The 14,836-nt window shown below is 38.1% G+C and carries 23 protein-coding genes; 10 read left to right on the top strand and 13 right to left on the bottom strand.

Going from position 1 to position 14,836, the window contains the following annotated elements; all coding sequences use genetic code 11:
* Positions 1-28: 28 nt before the first annotated feature.
* From IE222_RS10365 to IE222_RS10340, 6 genes are all read right to left on the bottom strand, one after another.
* Positions 29-247: a spore germination protein gene (locus IE222_RS10365; protein ID WP_191272456.1), complete on the bottom strand. Its 219-nt coding sequence runs from the start codon at positions 245-247 to the stop codon at positions 29-31.
* A 70-nt stretch (positions 248-317) separates the two neighbouring features.
* Positions 318-692 carry a spore germination protein GerPE gene (locus IE222_RS10360; RefSeq protein ID WP_191272454.1) on the bottom strand — a complete coding sequence of 125 codons (375 nt, stop codon included), beginning with the start codon at positions 690-692 and terminating at the stop codon, positions 318-320.
* The gene (locus IE222_RS10355) at positions 673-879 is read right to left on the bottom strand and encodes a spore germination protein GerPD (RefSeq protein ID WP_191272452.1); all 207 of its coding nucleotides are present in this window, start codon (positions 877-879) and stop codon (positions 673-675) included. Before IE222_RS10355 ends, IE222_RS10360 begins: the two co-directional genes overlap by 20 nt.
* Positions 869-1,492: a spore germination protein GerPC gene (gene gerPC, locus IE222_RS10350; protein ID WP_191272450.1), complete on the bottom strand. Its 624-nt coding sequence runs from the start codon at positions 1,490-1,492 to the stop codon at positions 869-871. The genes IE222_RS10355 and gerPC overlap by 11 nt, the downstream gene beginning before the upstream one ends.
* Positions 1,493-1,593: 101 nt before the next feature.
* Positions 1,594-1,809 carry a spore germination protein GerPB gene (locus IE222_RS10345; RefSeq protein ID WP_191272449.1) on the bottom strand — a complete coding sequence of 72 codons (216 nt, stop codon included), beginning with the start codon at positions 1,807-1,809 and terminating at the stop codon, positions 1,594-1,596.
* 18 nt (positions 1,810-1,827) lie between these two features.
* Positions 1,828-2,049, bottom strand: coding sequence for a spore germination protein (locus tag IE222_RS10340; RefSeq protein WP_066394810.1), 222 nt, complete (start codon positions 2,047-2,049; stop codon positions 1,828-1,830).
* 129 nt (positions 2,050-2,178) lie between these two features.
* Here IE222_RS10340 and IE222_RS10335 point away from each other — a divergent pair, with 129 nt between their 5' ends.
* The 3 genes from IE222_RS10335 (at position 2,179) to IE222_RS26345 (ending at position 3,836) form a co-directional block, all read left to right on the top strand.
* A complete protein-coding gene (locus tag IE222_RS10335; protein ID WP_191272447.1) occupies positions 2,179-3,087 on the top strand; it encodes a fumarylacetoacetate hydrolase family protein in 909 nt (302 codons plus the stop codon).
* Positions 3,088-3,199: 112 nt separating this feature from the next.
* Complete coding sequence (locus IE222_RS10330; RefSeq protein WP_191272445.1) at positions 3,200-3,562, top strand: YisL family protein; 363 nt, start codon at positions 3,200-3,202, stop codon at positions 3,560-3,562.
* 94 nt (positions 3,563-3,656) lie between these two features.
* Complete coding sequence (locus IE222_RS26345) at positions 3,657-3,836, top strand: hypothetical protein (protein WP_223282642.1); 180 nt, start codon at positions 3,657-3,659, stop codon at positions 3,834-3,836.
* A 15-nt stretch (positions 3,837-3,851) separates the two neighbouring features.
* On the opposite strand, the gene IE222_RS10320 is transcribed toward IE222_RS26345, so the two are convergent.
* Positions 3,852-4,415, bottom strand: a complete 564-nt coding sequence (locus IE222_RS10320; protein ID WP_191272443.1) for a DUF2777 domain-containing protein — start codon at positions 4,413-4,415, stop codon at positions 3,852-3,854.
* A gap of 344 nt (positions 4,416-4,759) precedes the next feature.
* On the opposite strand from IE222_RS10320, the gene IE222_RS10315 reads away from it, so the two are divergent.
* Positions 4,760-6,292 (top strand): alpha-amylase family glycosyl hydrolase, encoded by a 1,533-nt coding sequence (locus IE222_RS10315; RefSeq protein WP_191272441.1) that lies wholly within the window; start codon positions 4,760-4,762, stop codon positions 6,290-6,292.
* A 40-nt stretch (positions 6,293-6,332) separates the two neighbouring features.
* On the opposite strand, the gene IE222_RS10310 is transcribed toward IE222_RS10315, so the two are convergent.
* Together IE222_RS10310 and IE222_RS10305 are read right to left on the bottom strand one after the other, a co-directional pair.
* Positions 6,333-7,205: an SDR family oxidoreductase gene (locus IE222_RS10310; protein ID WP_191272439.1), complete on the bottom strand. Its 873-nt coding sequence runs from the start codon at positions 7,203-7,205 to the stop codon at positions 6,333-6,335.
* 106 nt (positions 7,206-7,311) lie between these two features.
* On the bottom strand, positions 7,312-7,803 hold the full coding sequence (locus IE222_RS10305) for a YajQ family cyclic di-GMP-binding protein (RefSeq protein WP_191272437.1): 492 nt from the start codon (positions 7,801-7,803) through the stop codon (positions 7,312-7,314).
* A gap of 129 nt (positions 7,804-7,932) precedes the next feature.
* Here IE222_RS10305 and IE222_RS10300 point away from each other — a divergent pair, with 129 nt between their 5' ends.
* Positions 7,933-8,799: a CvfB family protein gene (locus IE222_RS10300; RefSeq protein WP_191272435.1), complete on the top strand. Its 867-nt coding sequence runs from the start codon at positions 7,933-7,935 to the stop codon at positions 8,797-8,799.
* Between the two features lie 73 nt (positions 8,800-8,872).
* Positions 8,873-9,004 carry a DUF3941 domain-containing protein gene (locus tag IE222_RS10295; protein WP_191272433.1) on the top strand — a complete coding sequence of 44 codons (132 nt, stop codon included), beginning with the start codon at positions 8,873-8,875 and terminating at the stop codon, positions 9,002-9,004.
* 31 nt (positions 9,005-9,035) lie between these two features.
* Here the strand turns inward: IE222_RS10295 and IE222_RS10290 are convergent, their stop codons facing one another.
* Positions 9,036-9,893, bottom strand: a complete 858-nt coding sequence (locus IE222_RS10290; protein WP_191272431.1) for a DegV family protein — start codon at positions 9,891-9,893, stop codon at positions 9,036-9,038.
* A 108-nt stretch (positions 9,894-10,001) separates the two neighbouring features.
* Here IE222_RS10290 and IE222_RS10285 point away from each other — a divergent pair, with 108 nt between their 5' ends.
* Positions 10,002-10,844, top strand: coding sequence for a YitT family protein (locus IE222_RS10285; protein ID WP_191272635.1), 843 nt, complete (start codon positions 10,002-10,004; stop codon positions 10,842-10,844).
* A 12-nt stretch (positions 10,845-10,856) separates the two neighbouring features.
* Positions 10,857-11,627, top strand: a complete 771-nt coding sequence (locus IE222_RS10280; RefSeq protein WP_191272429.1) for a BsuPI-related putative proteinase inhibitor — start codon at positions 10,857-10,859, stop codon at positions 11,625-11,627.
* 43 nt (positions 11,628-11,670) lie between these two features.
* On the opposite strand, the gene IE222_RS10275 is transcribed toward IE222_RS10280, so the two are convergent.
* The 3 genes from IE222_RS10275 to IE222_RS10265 form a co-directional block, all read right to left on the bottom strand.
* Positions 11,671-11,856 carry a DUF3813 domain-containing protein gene (locus IE222_RS10275; protein ID WP_191272427.1) on the bottom strand — a complete coding sequence of 62 codons (186 nt, stop codon included), beginning with the start codon at positions 11,854-11,856 and terminating at the stop codon, positions 11,671-11,673.
* Positions 11,857-11,858: 2 nt separating this feature from the next.
* On the bottom strand, positions 11,859-12,011 hold the full coding sequence (locus IE222_RS10270; RefSeq protein WP_191272426.1) for a hypothetical protein: 153 nt from the start codon (positions 12,009-12,011) through the stop codon (positions 11,859-11,861).
* Between the two features lie 115 nt (positions 12,012-12,126).
* Entirely contained in the window at positions 12,127-12,939 is an 813-nt protein-coding gene (locus IE222_RS10265; protein ID WP_191272424.1) for a Cof-type HAD-IIB family hydrolase, read from the bottom strand.
* Between the two features lie 253 nt (positions 12,940-13,192).
* Here IE222_RS10265 and IE222_RS10260 point away from each other — a divergent pair, with 253 nt between their 5' ends.
* Both IE222_RS10260 and IE222_RS10255 read left to right on the top strand, forming a co-directional pair.
* Entirely contained in the window at positions 13,193-13,501 is a 309-nt protein-coding gene (locus IE222_RS10260; protein ID WP_191272422.1) for a metal-sulfur cluster assembly factor, read from the top strand.
* Positions 13,502-13,680: 179 nt separating this feature from the next.
* Positions 13,681-14,805 carry a TIGR04053 family radical SAM/SPASM domain-containing protein gene (locus IE222_RS10255; protein WP_191272420.1) on the top strand — a complete coding sequence of 375 codons (1,125 nt, stop codon included), beginning with the start codon at positions 13,681-13,683 and terminating at the stop codon, positions 14,803-14,805.
* Positions 14,806-14,836: the final 31 nt, after the last annotated feature.

Below are 14,836 nucleotides of genomic sequence, written 5' to 3'. Positions count from 1 at the left end.
CATAAACCAGCCTTGGTTTATGTCTTTTTTAATTATTTCCTGCAATTGGCTGATCGACTACATTTGCATCAAGTACGTTAGTATTACTTAATCCACTAGTTGAAATAATTACCCCGCCGGTATTAAAGCCACCTGAGCCGGCAAAGGTTTTTGCGCTGGACTTTGGGGAAATATACAGGGTATCGCCAAAATGTACAATACCTCCGCCTACATTCACGATTTGTACTGGACCAATAATTGCTGGCATTAAAAACATCCTTTACCATTTGGGCTATAAATTCTACTTTTCGTTATCATATGCGTTTAATCATATCCTGTTAATGCCTTTCAGGCAGCAGCTGACGGATATGCTTAATCCTAACCTCCAAGGAGATATGTTTACTGTTTCCAATGTGTAAAACGGAAGAAAAGGCAACCGCATTAAGACTAATATTATTCACCTTTATGATCGGTGAAAGATTATGCCGGACCATATTCATTGGTTCATCTATAATAGGCAACGGAAGCGGCTTTTTAAAAACAGGATAAGAAGGAAAGTTACCCTCGTCACCAAAGAATATCTCTGCTTCCCGCTGCACAGCAAGTGCCCTGGAAAATGCATTAATAATGGATGAATCCCCAATCTGAAAAGTTGAACTGAAAGCAACTTCCTTTGACTCCACATGATCAACGCTAGAGATTCGGGTCAGCATAGCCAGGGGTCACATCCCGTTCTAAAGGAACGAATGGTCCAATAATTAATGATTCCGGCGGAGTGTCAAACGCTGAAGTTTGCTGGATTGTTTCCACATCACCAATCAAAAATACTGAGGAACTCGCGACACCAGTTATTCGAATGTTTTCGACATGCAAGACGCGGTTGTAAACCTCAAAGTTCATCGGTGTTCATTCCTTTCATGTTTTCAGGTAAGTTATTTAAAAAGACCTGTACCCCATTTTGAATTTCTTGCTTTAGGGCAACAATAACTTTATTCTCAATTGCTTCGTTACTATCTTTCCCTTGATTCTTTTGTGCAAGAGCTTTTAGATGATAGTCAATCCGGCTGGGCAGTTGTTTTATAATATCCTCTTTAATAAAGGATAAATAAGATTCATTAGGCGGAATGGCCAAATTTCGTTGAGTGCTATCAACGATTTGAGGTAAGTCTGTATTCAAATATTCATGAATAGACTCTTCAATTTTCATTGATAATCTCATTTGTTGTTCAGGGGAAAAAGGGGTATTTAGTGATTGGTTTTCTACTGCGAAGTCTTCAATTCCGGATAGTTCATTTGGATTTAAACCGATATTCAATGTACCTTCAAGTGTTTCAACCTTCAATTGATCAAATTTATATTCAATCGTATCAACATGAATCGTTGGCTTTTCTTGTATTTGTTTTAATTGCTTTTGTAAGTTTTGGATTGTAGTTTCTAAAGCTGCTATTCTTTTTTCCTGTGCTTGAAAACACATTTGCAGCCATTGAAGATATTGGTATAAATCCTGATACATCTTAATCACCCCACCCGAAAATAGCCTTTTCACCTTGTCTTCTAATCTATATGCATAAATGTTTAAGGATTTGCATCATTTTCCGAAATAGGGTGGTAAGGCTATACAACAGGGGCTTGTAAGGGAACTGAAGGTGCTAATATTTGCTCTCCAGGTTTTACCCCTGAAGGAGCTGGTCCTGTAAATCCCCCGGTATTATATAGGTGTGCAGACGGTTTTATGATTCCGGCACTGCCGATTTGCAGGACAGATGAATTGGTAATCCCTCCAATCTTGATGAAATTTATATGAATGGTCTGCTGGATGAAAAAGTTCATTTTAACCCCACCCGTTCATTACATATTGAGTGAAATATTTTGGTCAATATTATCAGGGTCAGTTACATTCGTTGAGCTTAATCTATTTTGAACGTCTATCTGATCGCCGGTATTAAAGGAACCAGCACCAGAGAAGGTTTTTGCCGTAGCAAATGGCATAATTTTATAAACATCGCCGATATGAAACACCGAACTGTTACCGAGTGTAATTACCTGGGCAACCCCAACAATTGCTGGCATGGACAACACCCTTCGTTATTATTCTACTGTCATCTTATGTATAGGCAGATGTAATGTGATTCATTCGCCCAAATTTTATATTTGTGTGATTGTTCAGTTTATTGTTAAAATTATTTTGAGGTGATCGTATTGAAATTTGTAACAGTAAAAAAAATGGAGGAAATTCTTGTTGGATTAATCGACGATGGATTGGAGAAAATCCTTTTAATACATAAAGCGGAAGAGGCTATGAAAGACCAGAAGACTATTCCGGCATCGATGATTGATTGCATTGCTGCAGGTGAGGATTTCATTAGCAAGGTAAAAAAATTAGTGGATTGGGTGCAATCACAGGAGAAGCCTGATTCATTTTACGTGTCAATGGATAAGGTAACCGTGCTTGCTCCAATTCCAAGGCCGGCTAAAAATATTTTTTGTGTCGGTAAAAACTACGCTGAGCACGCTATTGAATTGGGAAGTGCCGCCGATATTCCTGAACATGTCATGGTTTTTACTAAAGCACCGACGACTGTTACAGGTCCGAACAATGTAGTATTAAATCATCAAACTGTAACAGATCAGCTTGATTATGAAGGGGAATTGGCAGTGGTTATTGGCAAAAAGGGCCGTGGCATTAAACGCGAAGAAGCGCTGGATTACGTTTTTGGATATACAATTGTTAATGATGTAACGGCAAGAGACCTTCAATCAAGGCATAAGCAATTTTTTATCGGAAAAAGTTTAGATACTACCTGTCCAATGGGTCCGTGGATTGTACATAAAAGCATGGTTGACAATCCCAATCATTTAAATATTGAGACAAAAGTTAACGGTGAGGTAAGACAAAGCGCTAATACAAACCAATTTATTTTTCCAGTGGAAGAAATTATTTCTGTATTATCCGCAGGAATGACACTTGAGCCAGGTGATATCATCGCTACAGGAACCCCTGCGGGTGTGGGCAAAGGTTTGAAACCGCCAAAGTTTTTAAAGCCTGGTGATAAAATAGAAATAACGGTTGAAAAAATTGGAACGCTAGTTAATTATGTTGAGGGGTAATGGAGTAATTCAATATTACTTTAATTGATACCATATTTAACTACCTTTTCTTCGTAATTTTTAATTGCCTATGTTATGATAGTTTCGACTATGATACATAGGAGGAAAATACATGATACATGGCCACGTTACAGCCTGGGCTTTAGCTCTTATTTTATTTATTGTTGCCCTTCTTTTACAATCGGGAGGCAAGGCTAAAGGAGCTAAAATTGTCCAAATGATTTTAAGGGTACTTTACCTGCTTATTATTGCAACAGGTGTTGGACTGCTTTTCATGGTATCTAATATTAGTGTAATGTATATTTTAAAGGCAGTTGTTGGTTTATGGATTATTGGTCTTTTTGAAATGATACTAAGCCGTGCTGCTAATAAGCGCAGAACTTCTGTTTTTTGGATTCAATTTATTATTGCTTGGGCGCTTGTACTTTATTTAGGCTTTGTTGAGCTTCCAATGTCCATTTTGTATGTAAAATAAAGATGAAAAGCTGTTAGGCGAAGATTCGTCGACAGCTTTTTTAATAGACAAGTTATAAGTAGGATTTTAATTTTAGATAATAGGGAGAGGAGATATGGTGAAAGTGAAGGAGTTTGCCAACTTAGGAGAAATCTGCGGCGGGGTTACGGTGGAAGTTCATCCTGATGGAGATAAGGTAATAGATGTACTTCTTAAATGGAAGCAAAATCGCTTTATGCAAAATATATTGGGGTTTAAATTTAAAAAGCAAAAGGCATATAGTGAGACTCCCTAACATGCCTTTTGCTTTTTAAGATATTAATTTTTCAATAATCAAACGCTTCCCGGTATTTATTGTGAATTCAAATCGATCATTTACTTTTTCATAATAGCAAAAGTGATGCTGGACATTACAAATTTCGTCTTGATTATCGAATACCATAAAATTCACCCCGTCTTTTCGATGTTCATCGGAAAGAAAGGATAAATGGTTGTAACAATAAATACAATCAAAAATGGAAAAGTTTAATGAGTTTAATGTAGTAACGAATTGGAAAAAGGCATCATCATTAATTCCCTCTAATAGTCTCTCAAGCGAATAAATTAAATGCTTTCTAATTCTGACCAAATCGTGATCACGAAGCATGATTACTTCATTTCCAATGCGAACTTTCCCAGCTTCGTACAGGACCCCTTTTTTCCAGCGATTCATCCGGAAAATTTCAATCTCTTGCTGGAGAAAATCCTCCAACATGGAAGCCTCTTCCGTTTCCTCATCAAAAAATATCCATTGATCATTTATTTGCTCAACAGTTCCCTCGGTATAGGCTCTGTTTTGAATATCATAAAGGTGCATTCGTTGTTGTCGATTCATTGTTTACCTCCATGCCAGATGCTTCATTTTTCTTTTTAGACATCTTCCTGGAATTTTATAACCTGATTTAGTTGGAATTTTGTGAAAGGCTGGGTGGGGAGGAAAGGCAGTTAATGTCTAATCACAGGTTTCAATTTCATTTGATAACAATTAGTCGTAAATTGCGTCAATCCGAAATTTCCCCTAATTTAAAGTATTCTAAATTTGTTCATTCTGATACTTTGTCATGTTACCAGCCTATATAAAATAGGCAGGCCACAAGTAAGAAACCTATTTTGAATAATAAAATTTGGAATAACTACTTTCATAGATTAAAATGGGTGTAGATTAAGGAGGATTTTTTCATGAATAAAAGAATTATACCCATTTTAATTATCGTTTTATTATGTTCGTCCTTTCCTGCCTATGCCAAGGTAGAAAAAGAAGGCCGTTTGTGGCAGGATGAAACCGTCTATTCTATTATGATCGACCGCTTTAATAATGGTGATACACAAAATGATAAAGAGGTGGATGCGAAAAACCCGTTAGCCTATAACGGCGGTGATTTTCAAGGTATTATTGATCGATTAGACTACATTCATGATATGGGATTTACAGCTATTAGGCTGACACCCATTTTTGATAATGCGAAGAATGGCTATCACGGTTATTGGGTAACTGATTTTTATAAAGTGGACGAGCATTTTGGTTCCCTGAAAACTTTCAAAAAGCTTGTAAAGGAAGCTCATAAGCGAAAAATGAGGGTGCTGCTTGATTTTGTTACAAATAATGTTGCAGAAAGCCACCCATGGGCGAGTGATGCTGACAAGAAGGATTGGTTTCATGCAGAACAAGAAATAAAGGATTGGAATAACCAGCAGCAGGTTGAAAATGGCTGGGTGGATGGTCTGCCAGACTTGAATCAGGAAAATCCGGAAGTAAGCAAATATTTAATCGATGCCGCAAAATGGTGGATAAAGAAAACTAATATTGATGGATACAGCCTGCCAGATGTTAACCATGTTCCCGGAAGCTTTTGGAATGATTTTTCCCTTGCAGTTAAAAATGAAAAAAAAGACTTTTTTCTTTTAGGGATACCATCGAAAAGCACTGCCGTCGATGTAAATAAATATCAAGCTGCCGGAGTTGACAGTGTGTTGGATTTTGGACGCGCTCAAGGTCTGAGGAATGTCTTCGCTGGGACTGACAAGTCGCTGCCAAAAGAAACTAAGGCTTCAAACAGTAATCAAAAATCGATTCTGCAGGCAAATTTTTTCGACAATGAAAATACGGTAAGATTTACCCATGATATTGTCGACAAACGGCAATTTCCCGGATCACGCTGGAAAACAGCTTTAACGTATTTATATACCACACCTGGAATTCCAATTGTTTATTATGGCACTGAAATTGCCTTAAATGGCAGCGGCATTCCTGATAACCGAAGGCAAATGAATTTCCGAACGGAAAAAGAACTGATAGATTACATTACCCAAATTGGTGAATTAAGGGGACAATTACCATCATTAACAAGAGGCACGTTTGAAATGCTTTACAATAAAGATGGGATGATAGTATACAAACGCAAGTATAAAGGAGAAACAGCTTTAATAGCTGTTAATAATACAAATAAATCCCAAAAGGTCACGCTGACGGCTGATCAGCTGGAAGGCGGAAAGAATAAAGAGCTTCGCGGCCTGCTTGCAGGAGACATAGTACGCAGTCATAAGGACCGATATATTATGATTTTAGACCGTGACCACTCTGAAATCTATGTTCTAACTGAAAAGTCGGGAATCAATATTCCATTGGTAGCCTCATTAATAGTTGTCTACATCTTAGTTTTTGTATTTCTATTTTTGATATTAAAAAGAAGGAAAAGGAATAAAAATGACTAAAACACAGCGGGAGGACTTCCTCCACTGTGTTTTTTCCTCTCTATCCATTAATTATTGTCCCGCCATTAACGTGAAACATTTGACCGCTGATATATGAGGAATCGTCTGATGCTAGAAACACATAGCATGGTGCAAGCTCGCACGGCTCTCCAGCCCGCCCCATTGGAGTTGTGGAGCCAAAAGTGGCTACTTGGTCAGGCGGAAAGGTGGAGGGAATCAGCGGTGTCCAAATCGGCCCTGGTGCAACTCCATTTACGCGAATACCCTGCGCTGCCAAAGATGCCGCCAAGGAGCGGGTAAAGGAAACAACGGCTCCTTTTGTTGCTGAATAATCGAGCAATTGCTCGTTTCCTTTATAGGCAGTAATCGATGCCGTATTGATAATGACGGCTCCTTTTTTTAAATAGGGAAGGGCCATTTTTGTCATATAAAAATAGGAAAAAATATTCGTTCGAAATGTCTTTTCCAGCTGGGCGGCTGTGATATTCAATAAACTGTTTTGTGGATGCTGCTCTGCAGCATTGTTAACCAGAATATCAAGCTTGCCAAATGCAGCAATTGTCTGATTAACGATTTCCTTACAATAAGCTTCATCTCCAATATCACCGGCAAACAGGAGGCATTTTCTGCCTTCTGCTTCAATAAGCTGCCTAGTTTCCTCAGCATCCTGATGCTCATTTAAATAAGCAATGGCAACATCTGCCCCTTCTTTGGCAAAATAAATCGCTGCAGATTTTCCAATCCCGCTGTCACCACCAGTAACGATTGCTGTTTTTCCTGATAGTTTTCCAGCTGCTTGATAGTTAGGGTCAACTGTAATTGGTCTTGGATTCATTTCACTTTCAATACCAGGCTGGCGGTTTTGGTGCTGCGGCGGAAATATCCGTTTCTGCTGTTTTTGATTGCTGCTCATAATATCTACCTCCAATTGTCCAATACACTTGTTAGTTTTAGAAAAAAGGCAAGAATTATAAGAAGAAATAAAAATGGCATAAGGATGCACCCTTATGCCTGGAATATTAGCGATAATTAATAAATTGGACATCAATAGTTAAATCTGCTTCCCGAACCAGCGAAATAATTTTCTGAAGGTCGTCTCGGCTTTTGCCGCTGACACGAACTTGATCATCTTGTACTTGACTTTTAACCTTTACCCCGCTATTTTTAATAATCGTATTTATTTTTTTTGCATTTTCTTTATCAATCCCTTGTACAAGCTTTGCTCGTTGTCTTACTGTACCGCCTGAGGCTTTTTCAATTTTACCGTAATCAAGATTTTTAATCGGGACACCTCTTTTAATTAATTTACTAAGCAGGACATCCTTTAGCTGATCCATTTTGTACTCATCATCAGATATGAGAACAAGTTCTTCTTTATCAAGTGAAACCTCACTTTTGCTCCCTTTAAAATCATAGCGGGTACTAATTTCCTTCATTGTTTGTGAAATAGCATTTGTAACCTCGGAAAAATCTACTTTGGATACAATATCAAATGAACTATCTTTAGACATAACTAGACCTCCATATTATCTGAATGTTGAAATTTATTGTTAAAGTTTCCCTTCATGCCTACATTATAGTAAAATAAGCCGTAGTTTTACAACCTAAAGCCAAAGCTCCAAATGAAAGGGGAGTTCGACATGTCATTGAAAGAACTTGTTGGTCAAACCACGATATTAACTGTGGCACGGAAAGCCGAATTTGGCTTTTTTTTAACGGATGGAAATGAGGACGTGTTATTACATAAAAATGAAGCCCATCGTGAAATTGAAGAAGGAGAGCAGATTGAGGTTTTCCTTTATGTTGATTCAGAAGGGCGGCCAACGGCATCAACTGTGATTCCTGAGATAGCTGTAGGACGCTATGCATGGGTGAAGGTAACAGACGTTAAACCGGATATTGGGGTGTTTTTAAATATTGGACTGCAAAAGGATATCTTGTTGGGGAAGGATGACCTGCCGGCCCATAAGTCAGTCTGGCCTAAAGAGGGGGACATGGTCTTCATTACATTGCGGGTAAACCGTAATTATCTCTTATACGCAAAGCTTGCAAGTGATCAAGTAATTCAGTCGATTTCAACAAAAGCGACAAGGGAAAGCTTTAATAAAAATGTCCAAGGTTATATTTATCGTACGGCTAAAGTCGGCAGCTGGATTTTTACTCTTGAAGGGTTTAAAGGGTTCATTCATGAATCGCAGCGCAACCAGGAACCGCGACTCGGTGAAAAAGTGGAAGGGCGGGTCATTGATATTAAGGAGGATGGAACAATTAATGTGTCCCTTCTTGCCAGAAAACAAGAATCACAGGATGTAGATGCAGCTCGTATTTATGAATATTTGATGAGCAGAAACGGTGCCATGCCGTATACCGATAAAAGCATGCCTGAGGATATAATGGAGCGGTTCGGCCTAAGTAAAGCAGCTTTTAAGCGGGCATTAGGTAAGTTAATTAAAGAAGGAAGGGTTTACCAGGAAGGCGGCTGGACGTACGAAAAAAAGGATTCGTAAAATTCATTACATAACCTGTTTCAAATTGACAGACACTAACATCGGATAAAGTGATTTGAAAGGGGTAATGAGCATGCCGCATACTTCAGATAATGATAAAAAAGCACAAGACAATAATGCACTGCGTAATGAAAAAAATATGATGCGCGAAAAAAACCGCCAGGCAGGGAAAAATCAGTATTCCAAAAAAACCGATCATAAGTAAAAAGAGCGAGATTTTACCTCGCTCTTTTTACTTATGGTAATTTATTTAAGAAAAAAATAGCAATCGTTCCTGCGCCTGTATGTGCTCCAATAGCTGAACCAATAGAAGAAATATAAACCTGTTTTGGATGAAACGCCTCTTCAATCATCGCTTTTACTTCCAATGCCGTTTCCTCATTATCCGCATGGCTGAGGCCGATTACTTGCTGCTCCATTTTTGTGCCGCGCTCCTGCATCAGTTCAATTAAACGGCGGAAAACTTTTTTCTTACCGCGAATTTTTTCAATCGGGACAAGCTTTCCGTCCTCCACATTTAAAACAGGTTTTATATTCAATAATCCCCCTAGGAAGGCAGATGCTTTTGATACGCGGCCGCCCTTCGCTAAATAATCAAGGTCTTCGACAGTAAAAAGATGCTCCATATGCTTACATTTAAATTCTACATCTTTTACAATTTTATCTTTTGGAGCATTAACAGCTGCAAGACGTGCAGCTTCCATAACAATTAAGCCCTGACCTAATGAGGCACATTTTGTATCAATAATCGCTAAATTAAAATTTGGATATTTTTCCTTCACTTGGTCAAGAATCATAACAGCGGTAGAATATGTTCCTGATAATTCCGAGGAAAAAGCGATGTAAATTCCATCCTCGTTCTTTTCCGCCATAGATGTAAAGATTTCTTCAAATAGCAGCGGTGATGCCTGAGATGTCTTTGGAACATTTCCGCGGCGGATCGAGTCGTAAACTGTTTTTGGATCAATATTTTTTACGTCTTCGTATTCACTGCCATCGATATACACCTTTAATGGAATCAGTGTGACATTATTTTCTTCATAAAAACTTTTTGGTAAATCGCATGCGCTGTCAGCTAGTATTTTTACCTGCATGAAGCTCACCTGCTTTCAAACTATTCGTTATCAAGCTTTAGTTTAGCGGTTTCATTTAAAAAATACAATTCTTCTTATGGCTATGGAGGAAAAAATGAGGGGGAATTCATTTTGTGGCTTGAAATAAAGAAATTCAGTATCGTAATTGCTGGAGCCTTTTTAACGGCGCTAGGAATGAATTTATTTTTAATTCCTGCAAATGTCTATTCAAGCGGTTTTACCGGTATTGCTCAATTACTTTCTAAGGTGTTAACCGATTATACGCCCATTCATATATCAATCGGCTTCTTATTGTTATTACTGAATATTCCGGTTGCTATTCTCGGCTGGAAAAAGGTCGGTAAATCATTTACGATTTACAGTTTTATCAGTGTAGTTCTTTCATCATTATTTTTAGAAATAATACCGGTGAAGGAAATGTCACATGATATTTTGCTAAATGCCGTTTTTGGAGGGGTCATCATTGCAATCGGGGTAGGGTTTACCTTGAAATGGGGTGCATCTACAGGAGGATTAGATATAATCGCCATGGTGCTTTCGAGAATGAAGGATCGACCGATAGGACCTTATATGCTAGCTTTAAACAGTGTCATTATTTTAACGGCGGGATTTCTATATGGCTGGGAAAAAGCCCTTTATACCCTTGTGTTCTTATACACTTCAACAAGGGTCATCGATACAATTCATACAAGGCATTCTAAACTGACCGCCTTTATTATCACGAAAAAAGCAGATGAAATGAAAAAGGCGATTCATGCAAAACTAGTGAGAGGGATTACGATGATTCCTGGTAAAGGTGCCTTCTCAAACGAAACAAGGGACATAATGATGATTGTCATTACACGTTATGAATTATTTGATTTGGAACGGGTAATTAAAGAAGTAGATCCGAATGCATTTACAAATATTATTCAGACCACTGGAGTTTATGGATTCTTTCGAAGAGATTAAAGGGATTAGGTGATGATTATGCGTATTATTATTTATATCGTAATATTTTTTCTAGCAAACATGGTCAATGCTGCTGCGAATGGGGAGGATGATTTGGATTATCAAGTGAATGTTACTCCAATTACAGGACCAAACCAGACAGAAATTGTGATTGCTGTTAAGAATAATGAGGAATTCCCGCTCGATTTTGAGTTTCCAACTTCACAATTATTTGAAATGATCATTACGGATAAAGGCGGTAACGAAGTTTATGTCTATTCAAAAGGACGTTATTTCTTACAGGCATTTCAAACAATTACAGTACAACCACATGATGATCTTAAACGGGTGGTAAAATGGAATTACCAATTTGAAGGGAAGAGGCTTCCAGAAGGTGAATACACCATTTATACAACCTTAAAACCAATTAATATCAACAACAAACCAATCAAAAATCGTTCCAAACTGAGCAGTAAACAAAAAATATATATTCCGGGAGTTGAAGAATCATTCCGGGATGTGAAGGTGTCAGGAACTAAAGGAAACTATCTGGTCAGGGGTGAGATTAAACATCAAAATGCAGAATTATATTACGTTGTAGAAGACGGTCATATAGAATATATTAAAGAAAATAAGGTCCAATTAGGGAAGAAAGATCAAGAGTGGGTGCCTTTTAAAATTGATATTCACATTCCTCAGGAAAAACTTCCACATAACGCTTCTTTACTAATGTATTTTTATGAAAAAAATAATGAAGGTAAAAAGGTTCATACTTATCCTTTTGTTCTGGAACGATTAGAATAAAGAAAAGCGGATGCACATCAATTGATCGTGCATCCGCTTTTCTTTATGTGATCTGGTCAAGCTCTTGTTGCATTTCTTGGAGCTGTCTTTGCTCCGCAAAAGTGGAGTTTGCAAAAGCAGAACTTAGGGCATTCTTTGCTTTTGATACTGCACTTTCACGATTCTCTGGGTCGGCTGTCTTTGCCATCTCCACAAATCTTCTTGCTTCTTGGAATAATTGGTTACCCATTTTTATATTCCTCCGAGCGAAGAGTCATGCACATTGGCCATTTTCTGAGCTTCTGCTTCAGCGTAGGTCATGTGATAAGGAATCCTTTCAGCATGCTTGTTAACGGAATCCTTTCCTTGCTGGACAAAGCGTTTCGATTTGTTCGATCTACCCATTAGAATCCCTCCAATATGCTAAAAAGCCTATTTTGAAACAGCACTGCTGCCTCACAATGTAGTATGCTCTAACTACTGCACGTTCATTTAGGTAAACAATGGCTAAATGAATGAATTATTTCAAATTTAGGAGATCCTCAATGTAGGCTGCAACACCATCTTCTTCATTGGTAAGTGTTACATCGTTGGCAATGCTTTTTAATTGATGGATCGCATTTCCCATGGCAATTCCATGACCGGCATATTCAATCATTTCTAAATCATTATCCTCATCACCGAAAGCAATTACTCTTTCCGCTGGAATTCCATAATAATCAGCAGCTTTTTTCAATCCGACTGCCTTATTTAACCCAGCTTTTATAATTTCAATAACATGCCACGGTGCCGCCCAGCTGCGCTGCTCAATGACTTCTGCATGAACTTCGGATAAATGATTGCGAATTTTTTTTAACTGTTCTTCTTCTGTATGAATCAACAAGCTGGTAGGAGAGTCATGTAGGTAACTCATTAAATCACCAGTGGTAATTTTGGGATTACCAAAGCTAAAAATATCTAATAGTTTTTGGTCATGATAGTGAAAATACACATCATCCATTACTTCGGCAATAATATTGTGAAATTGGAAGCTGCGGCATGCATCTACGATTTCCTTTGCTACCTTTACATCAAGTGGTTCATGATAAAATCCCCAGTTCGATTGACGTGGATGGTGCGTGAAGGCACCGTTAAAATTAACGATTGGTGTGTCCAATTCCAATTCTCGATAGTACATTTCACTTGAACGGTAAGGTCTTCCTGTGGCAATCATCACAACATGCCCTTCTTCTTTTGCTTTATTCAGCACTTCTTTCGTTTTTACAGATATTGTTTTATCATCTTTTAGTAATGTTCCATCTAGGTCTAATGCAATTAAATGTCTTTGTGGCATAGGAAGATCCCTCGCTTTATATATTTTCAGCTAAAAAGCTCAACTTTAGGAAAAAATGTTATTACATGATACACTACATAATAAATAAAAAAAATAATTAATTCCTATATAAACTATGTTAACAAGATTATAGCTAAGCTGTAAAAAAATTCACACCATTGATCTAAAAAATTCGATATACTATGCTTGAACTAAGGTAATATTATTTCCTTTGATATAATAGTGATAACTTTAAAAGTAGGAGTGAGCGAACATGAACGAAGAATTAAAAGAAAATATAATGGGTGCATTGGAGCTGGTAATTGACCCTGAACTAGGAATAGATATTGTTAATTTAGGTTTAATATATGATCTTGAAATGGATGATGAAAGTAATCTGACTGTTACGATGACGTTAACCGCAATGGGATGCCCGCTTGCTGGAACAATTGTTGATCAAGTGAAAAGAGCATTAGCAGATATTCCTGAAATCAAAGATGTAGAAGTCAATATTGTATGGAATCCGCCTTGGAACAAGGACATGATGTCACGTTACGCGAAAATTGCATTGGGAATTCGATAATAATAATAAAAAACAGCAGAATTTTTCTGCTGTTTTTTTATTATTATTACTTCACAAATTGGACAAATATACCCAAAATGATTGTGAGATAGTTCACTTTTTTTTACCATAGTCACCTTTATAATACAGATATTAAGGCTGTTTGAGGTTGAAATAGCTGTATTAGGAGGCGTCTCATAATGGATTTTAGCCGAGATTTTAATAAAGATCCGTTTATTGTAATTTGGGAACTAACACGTGCATGTCAATTAAAGTGTCTGCATTGCCGTGCAGATGCACAATATACAAGAGATCCAAGGGAATTAACGTTCGAAGAGGGTAAAAACCTTATTGACCAAATATATGAAATGAATAACCCGCTGCTTGTATTTACAGGAGGAGACCCGTTGATGCGGCAGGACGTATTCGATATTGCTAAATATGCTGTGGAAAAAGGTGTACGAGTTTCGATGACACCGAGTGCAACGCCGAATGTTACCATTGAAGCAATGCGAAAAGCCAAAGAAGTAGGGCTTTCACGATGGGCATTCAGCCTGGATGGACCTACCGCTGAGATACATGACCATTTCCGCGGTACATCAGGCTCGTTTGATCTCACTATGGAAAAAATTCAATATTTACACGAACTGGAAATGCCGATTCAAATAAATACAGTTGTATCCCGATACAATTACGAGCATCTTGAGGAAATGGCAAAACTGGTTGAAGAATTAGATTGTGTCCTATGGAGTGTCTTTTTCCTTGTTCCAACTGGGAGAGGGCAAGTATCTGATATGATTTCTCCAGTAGAGCATGAAAAGGTCCTAAGATGGCTTTATGACCTTAGCAAACGAGTGGCATTCGATATTAAGACGACGGAGGCAATGCATTACCGCCGTGTGGTAATCCAGCAGAAAATGCGTGAGGCAAAGGCGCAAACTGATGAAATCAGCTATTTGTCTGCTCTAACGGAAAAAGGGTTAACAGGTTCTATTGATGGTTTGGGAAGAGCTCCAAAAGGTGTGAATGACGGAAATGGTTTTGTATTCATTTCACATATTGGTGATGTTTATCCAAGCGGGCTGCTGCCGGTAAAGGCGGGGAATGTCAGGCAAACACCACTTGCGGAAATTTATCGTGAATCACCCATTTTTAAAGCATTAAGAAATCCCGATGGCTTTAAAGGAAAATGTGGTGTTTGTGAGTTCCGCTATGTTTGCGGGGGCTCAAGGTCAAGGGCATACGCGATGACAGGGGATTACTTGGAAAGCGAACCTTTCTGTGTCTATATTCCAAAAGCATTGCGTGAAAAGCAGGAACAGTAAAAAATGCGGGTCGCCATAAAAGGCGGCCCGC

Origin of the sequence: Neobacillus kokaensis, from assembly GCF_014656545.1 — a bacterium.
Classification (GTDB): Bacteria; Bacillota; Bacilli; order Bacillales; family Cytobacillaceae; genus Neobacillus; species Neobacillus kokaensis.
Note: the sequence above shows the minus strand (reverse complement) of the source record. Positions and strands in the feature narration are given on the sequence as shown.

What these genes read in the sequence shown, in the direction of transcription:
- IE222_RS10365 (WP_191272456.1), bottom strand. Translation starts at nt 247, where the DNA reads ATGCCAGCAATTATTGGTCCAGTACAAATCGTGAATGTAGGCGGAGGT.
- IE222_RS10360 (WP_191272454.1), bottom strand. Translation starts at nt 692, where the DNA reads ATGCTGACCCGAATCTCTAGCGTTGATCATGTGGAGTCAAAGGAAGTT.
- IE222_RS10355 (WP_191272452.1), bottom strand. Translation starts at nt 879, where the DNA reads ATGAACTTTGAGGTTTACAACCGCGTCTTGCATGTCGAAAACATTCGA.
- gerPC (WP_191272450.1), bottom strand. Translation starts at nt 1,492, where the DNA reads ATGTATCAGGATTTATACCAATATCTTCAATGGCTGCAAATGTGTTTT.
- IE222_RS10345 (WP_191272449.1), bottom strand. Translation starts at nt 1,809, where the DNA reads ATGAACTTTTTCATCCAGCAGACCATTCATATAAATTTCATCAAGATT.
- IE222_RS10340 (WP_066394810.1), bottom strand. Translation starts at nt 2,049, where the DNA reads ATGCCAGCAATTGTTGGGGTTGCCCAGGTAATTACACTCGGTAACAGT.
- IE222_RS10330 (WP_191272445.1), top strand. Translation starts at nt 3,200, where the DNA reads ATGATACATGGCCACGTTACAGCCTGGGCTTTAGCTCTTATTTTATTT.
- IE222_RS26345 (WP_223282642.1), top strand. Translation starts at nt 3,657, where the DNA reads ATGGTGAAAGTGAAGGAGTTTGCCAACTTAGGAGAAATCTGCGGCGGG.
- IE222_RS10320 (WP_191272443.1), bottom strand. Translation starts at nt 4,415, where the DNA reads ATGAATCGACAACAACGAATGCACCTTTATGATATTCAAAACAGAGCC.
- IE222_RS10315 (WP_191272441.1), top strand. Translation starts at nt 4,760, where the DNA reads ATGAATAAAAGAATTATACCCATTTTAATTATCGTTTTATTATGTTCG.
- IE222_RS10310 (WP_191272439.1), bottom strand. Translation starts at nt 7,205, where the DNA reads ATGAGCAGCAATCAAAAACAGCAGAAACGGATATTTCCGCCGCAGCAC.
- IE222_RS10305 (WP_191272437.1), bottom strand. Translation starts at nt 7,803, where the DNA reads ATGTCTAAAGATAGTTCATTTGATATTGTATCCAAAGTAGATTTTTCC.
- IE222_RS10300 (WP_191272435.1), top strand. Translation starts at nt 7,933, where the DNA reads ATGTCATTGAAAGAACTTGTTGGTCAAACCACGATATTAACTGTGGCA.
- IE222_RS10295 (WP_191272433.1), top strand. Translation starts at nt 8,873, where the DNA reads ATGCCGCATACTTCAGATAATGATAAAAAAGCACAAGACAATAATGCA.
- IE222_RS10290 (WP_191272431.1), bottom strand. Translation starts at nt 9,893, where the DNA reads ATGCAGGTAAAAATACTAGCTGACAGCGCATGCGATTTACCAAAAAGT.
- IE222_RS10280 (WP_191272429.1), top strand. Translation starts at nt 10,857, where the DNA reads ATGATTATGCGTATTATTATTTATATCGTAATATTTTTTCTAGCAAAC.
- IE222_RS10275 (WP_191272427.1), bottom strand. Translation starts at nt 11,856, where the DNA reads ATGGGTAACCAATTATTCCAAGAAGCAAGAAGATTTGTGGAGATGGCA.
- IE222_RS10270 (WP_191272426.1), bottom strand. Translation starts at nt 12,011, where the DNA reads ATGGGTAGATCGAACAAATCGAAACGCTTTGTCCAGCAAGGAAAGGAT.
- IE222_RS10265 (WP_191272424.1), bottom strand. Translation starts at nt 12,939, where the DNA reads ATGCCACAAAGACATTTAATTGCATTAGACCTAGATGGAACATTACTA.
- IE222_RS10260 (WP_191272422.1), top strand. Translation starts at nt 13,193, where the DNA reads ATGAACGAAGAATTAAAAGAAAATATAATGGGTGCATTGGAGCTGGTA.
- IE222_RS10255 (WP_191272420.1), top strand. Translation starts at nt 13,681, where the DNA reads ATGGATTTTAGCCGAGATTTTAATAAAGATCCGTTTATTGTAATTTGG.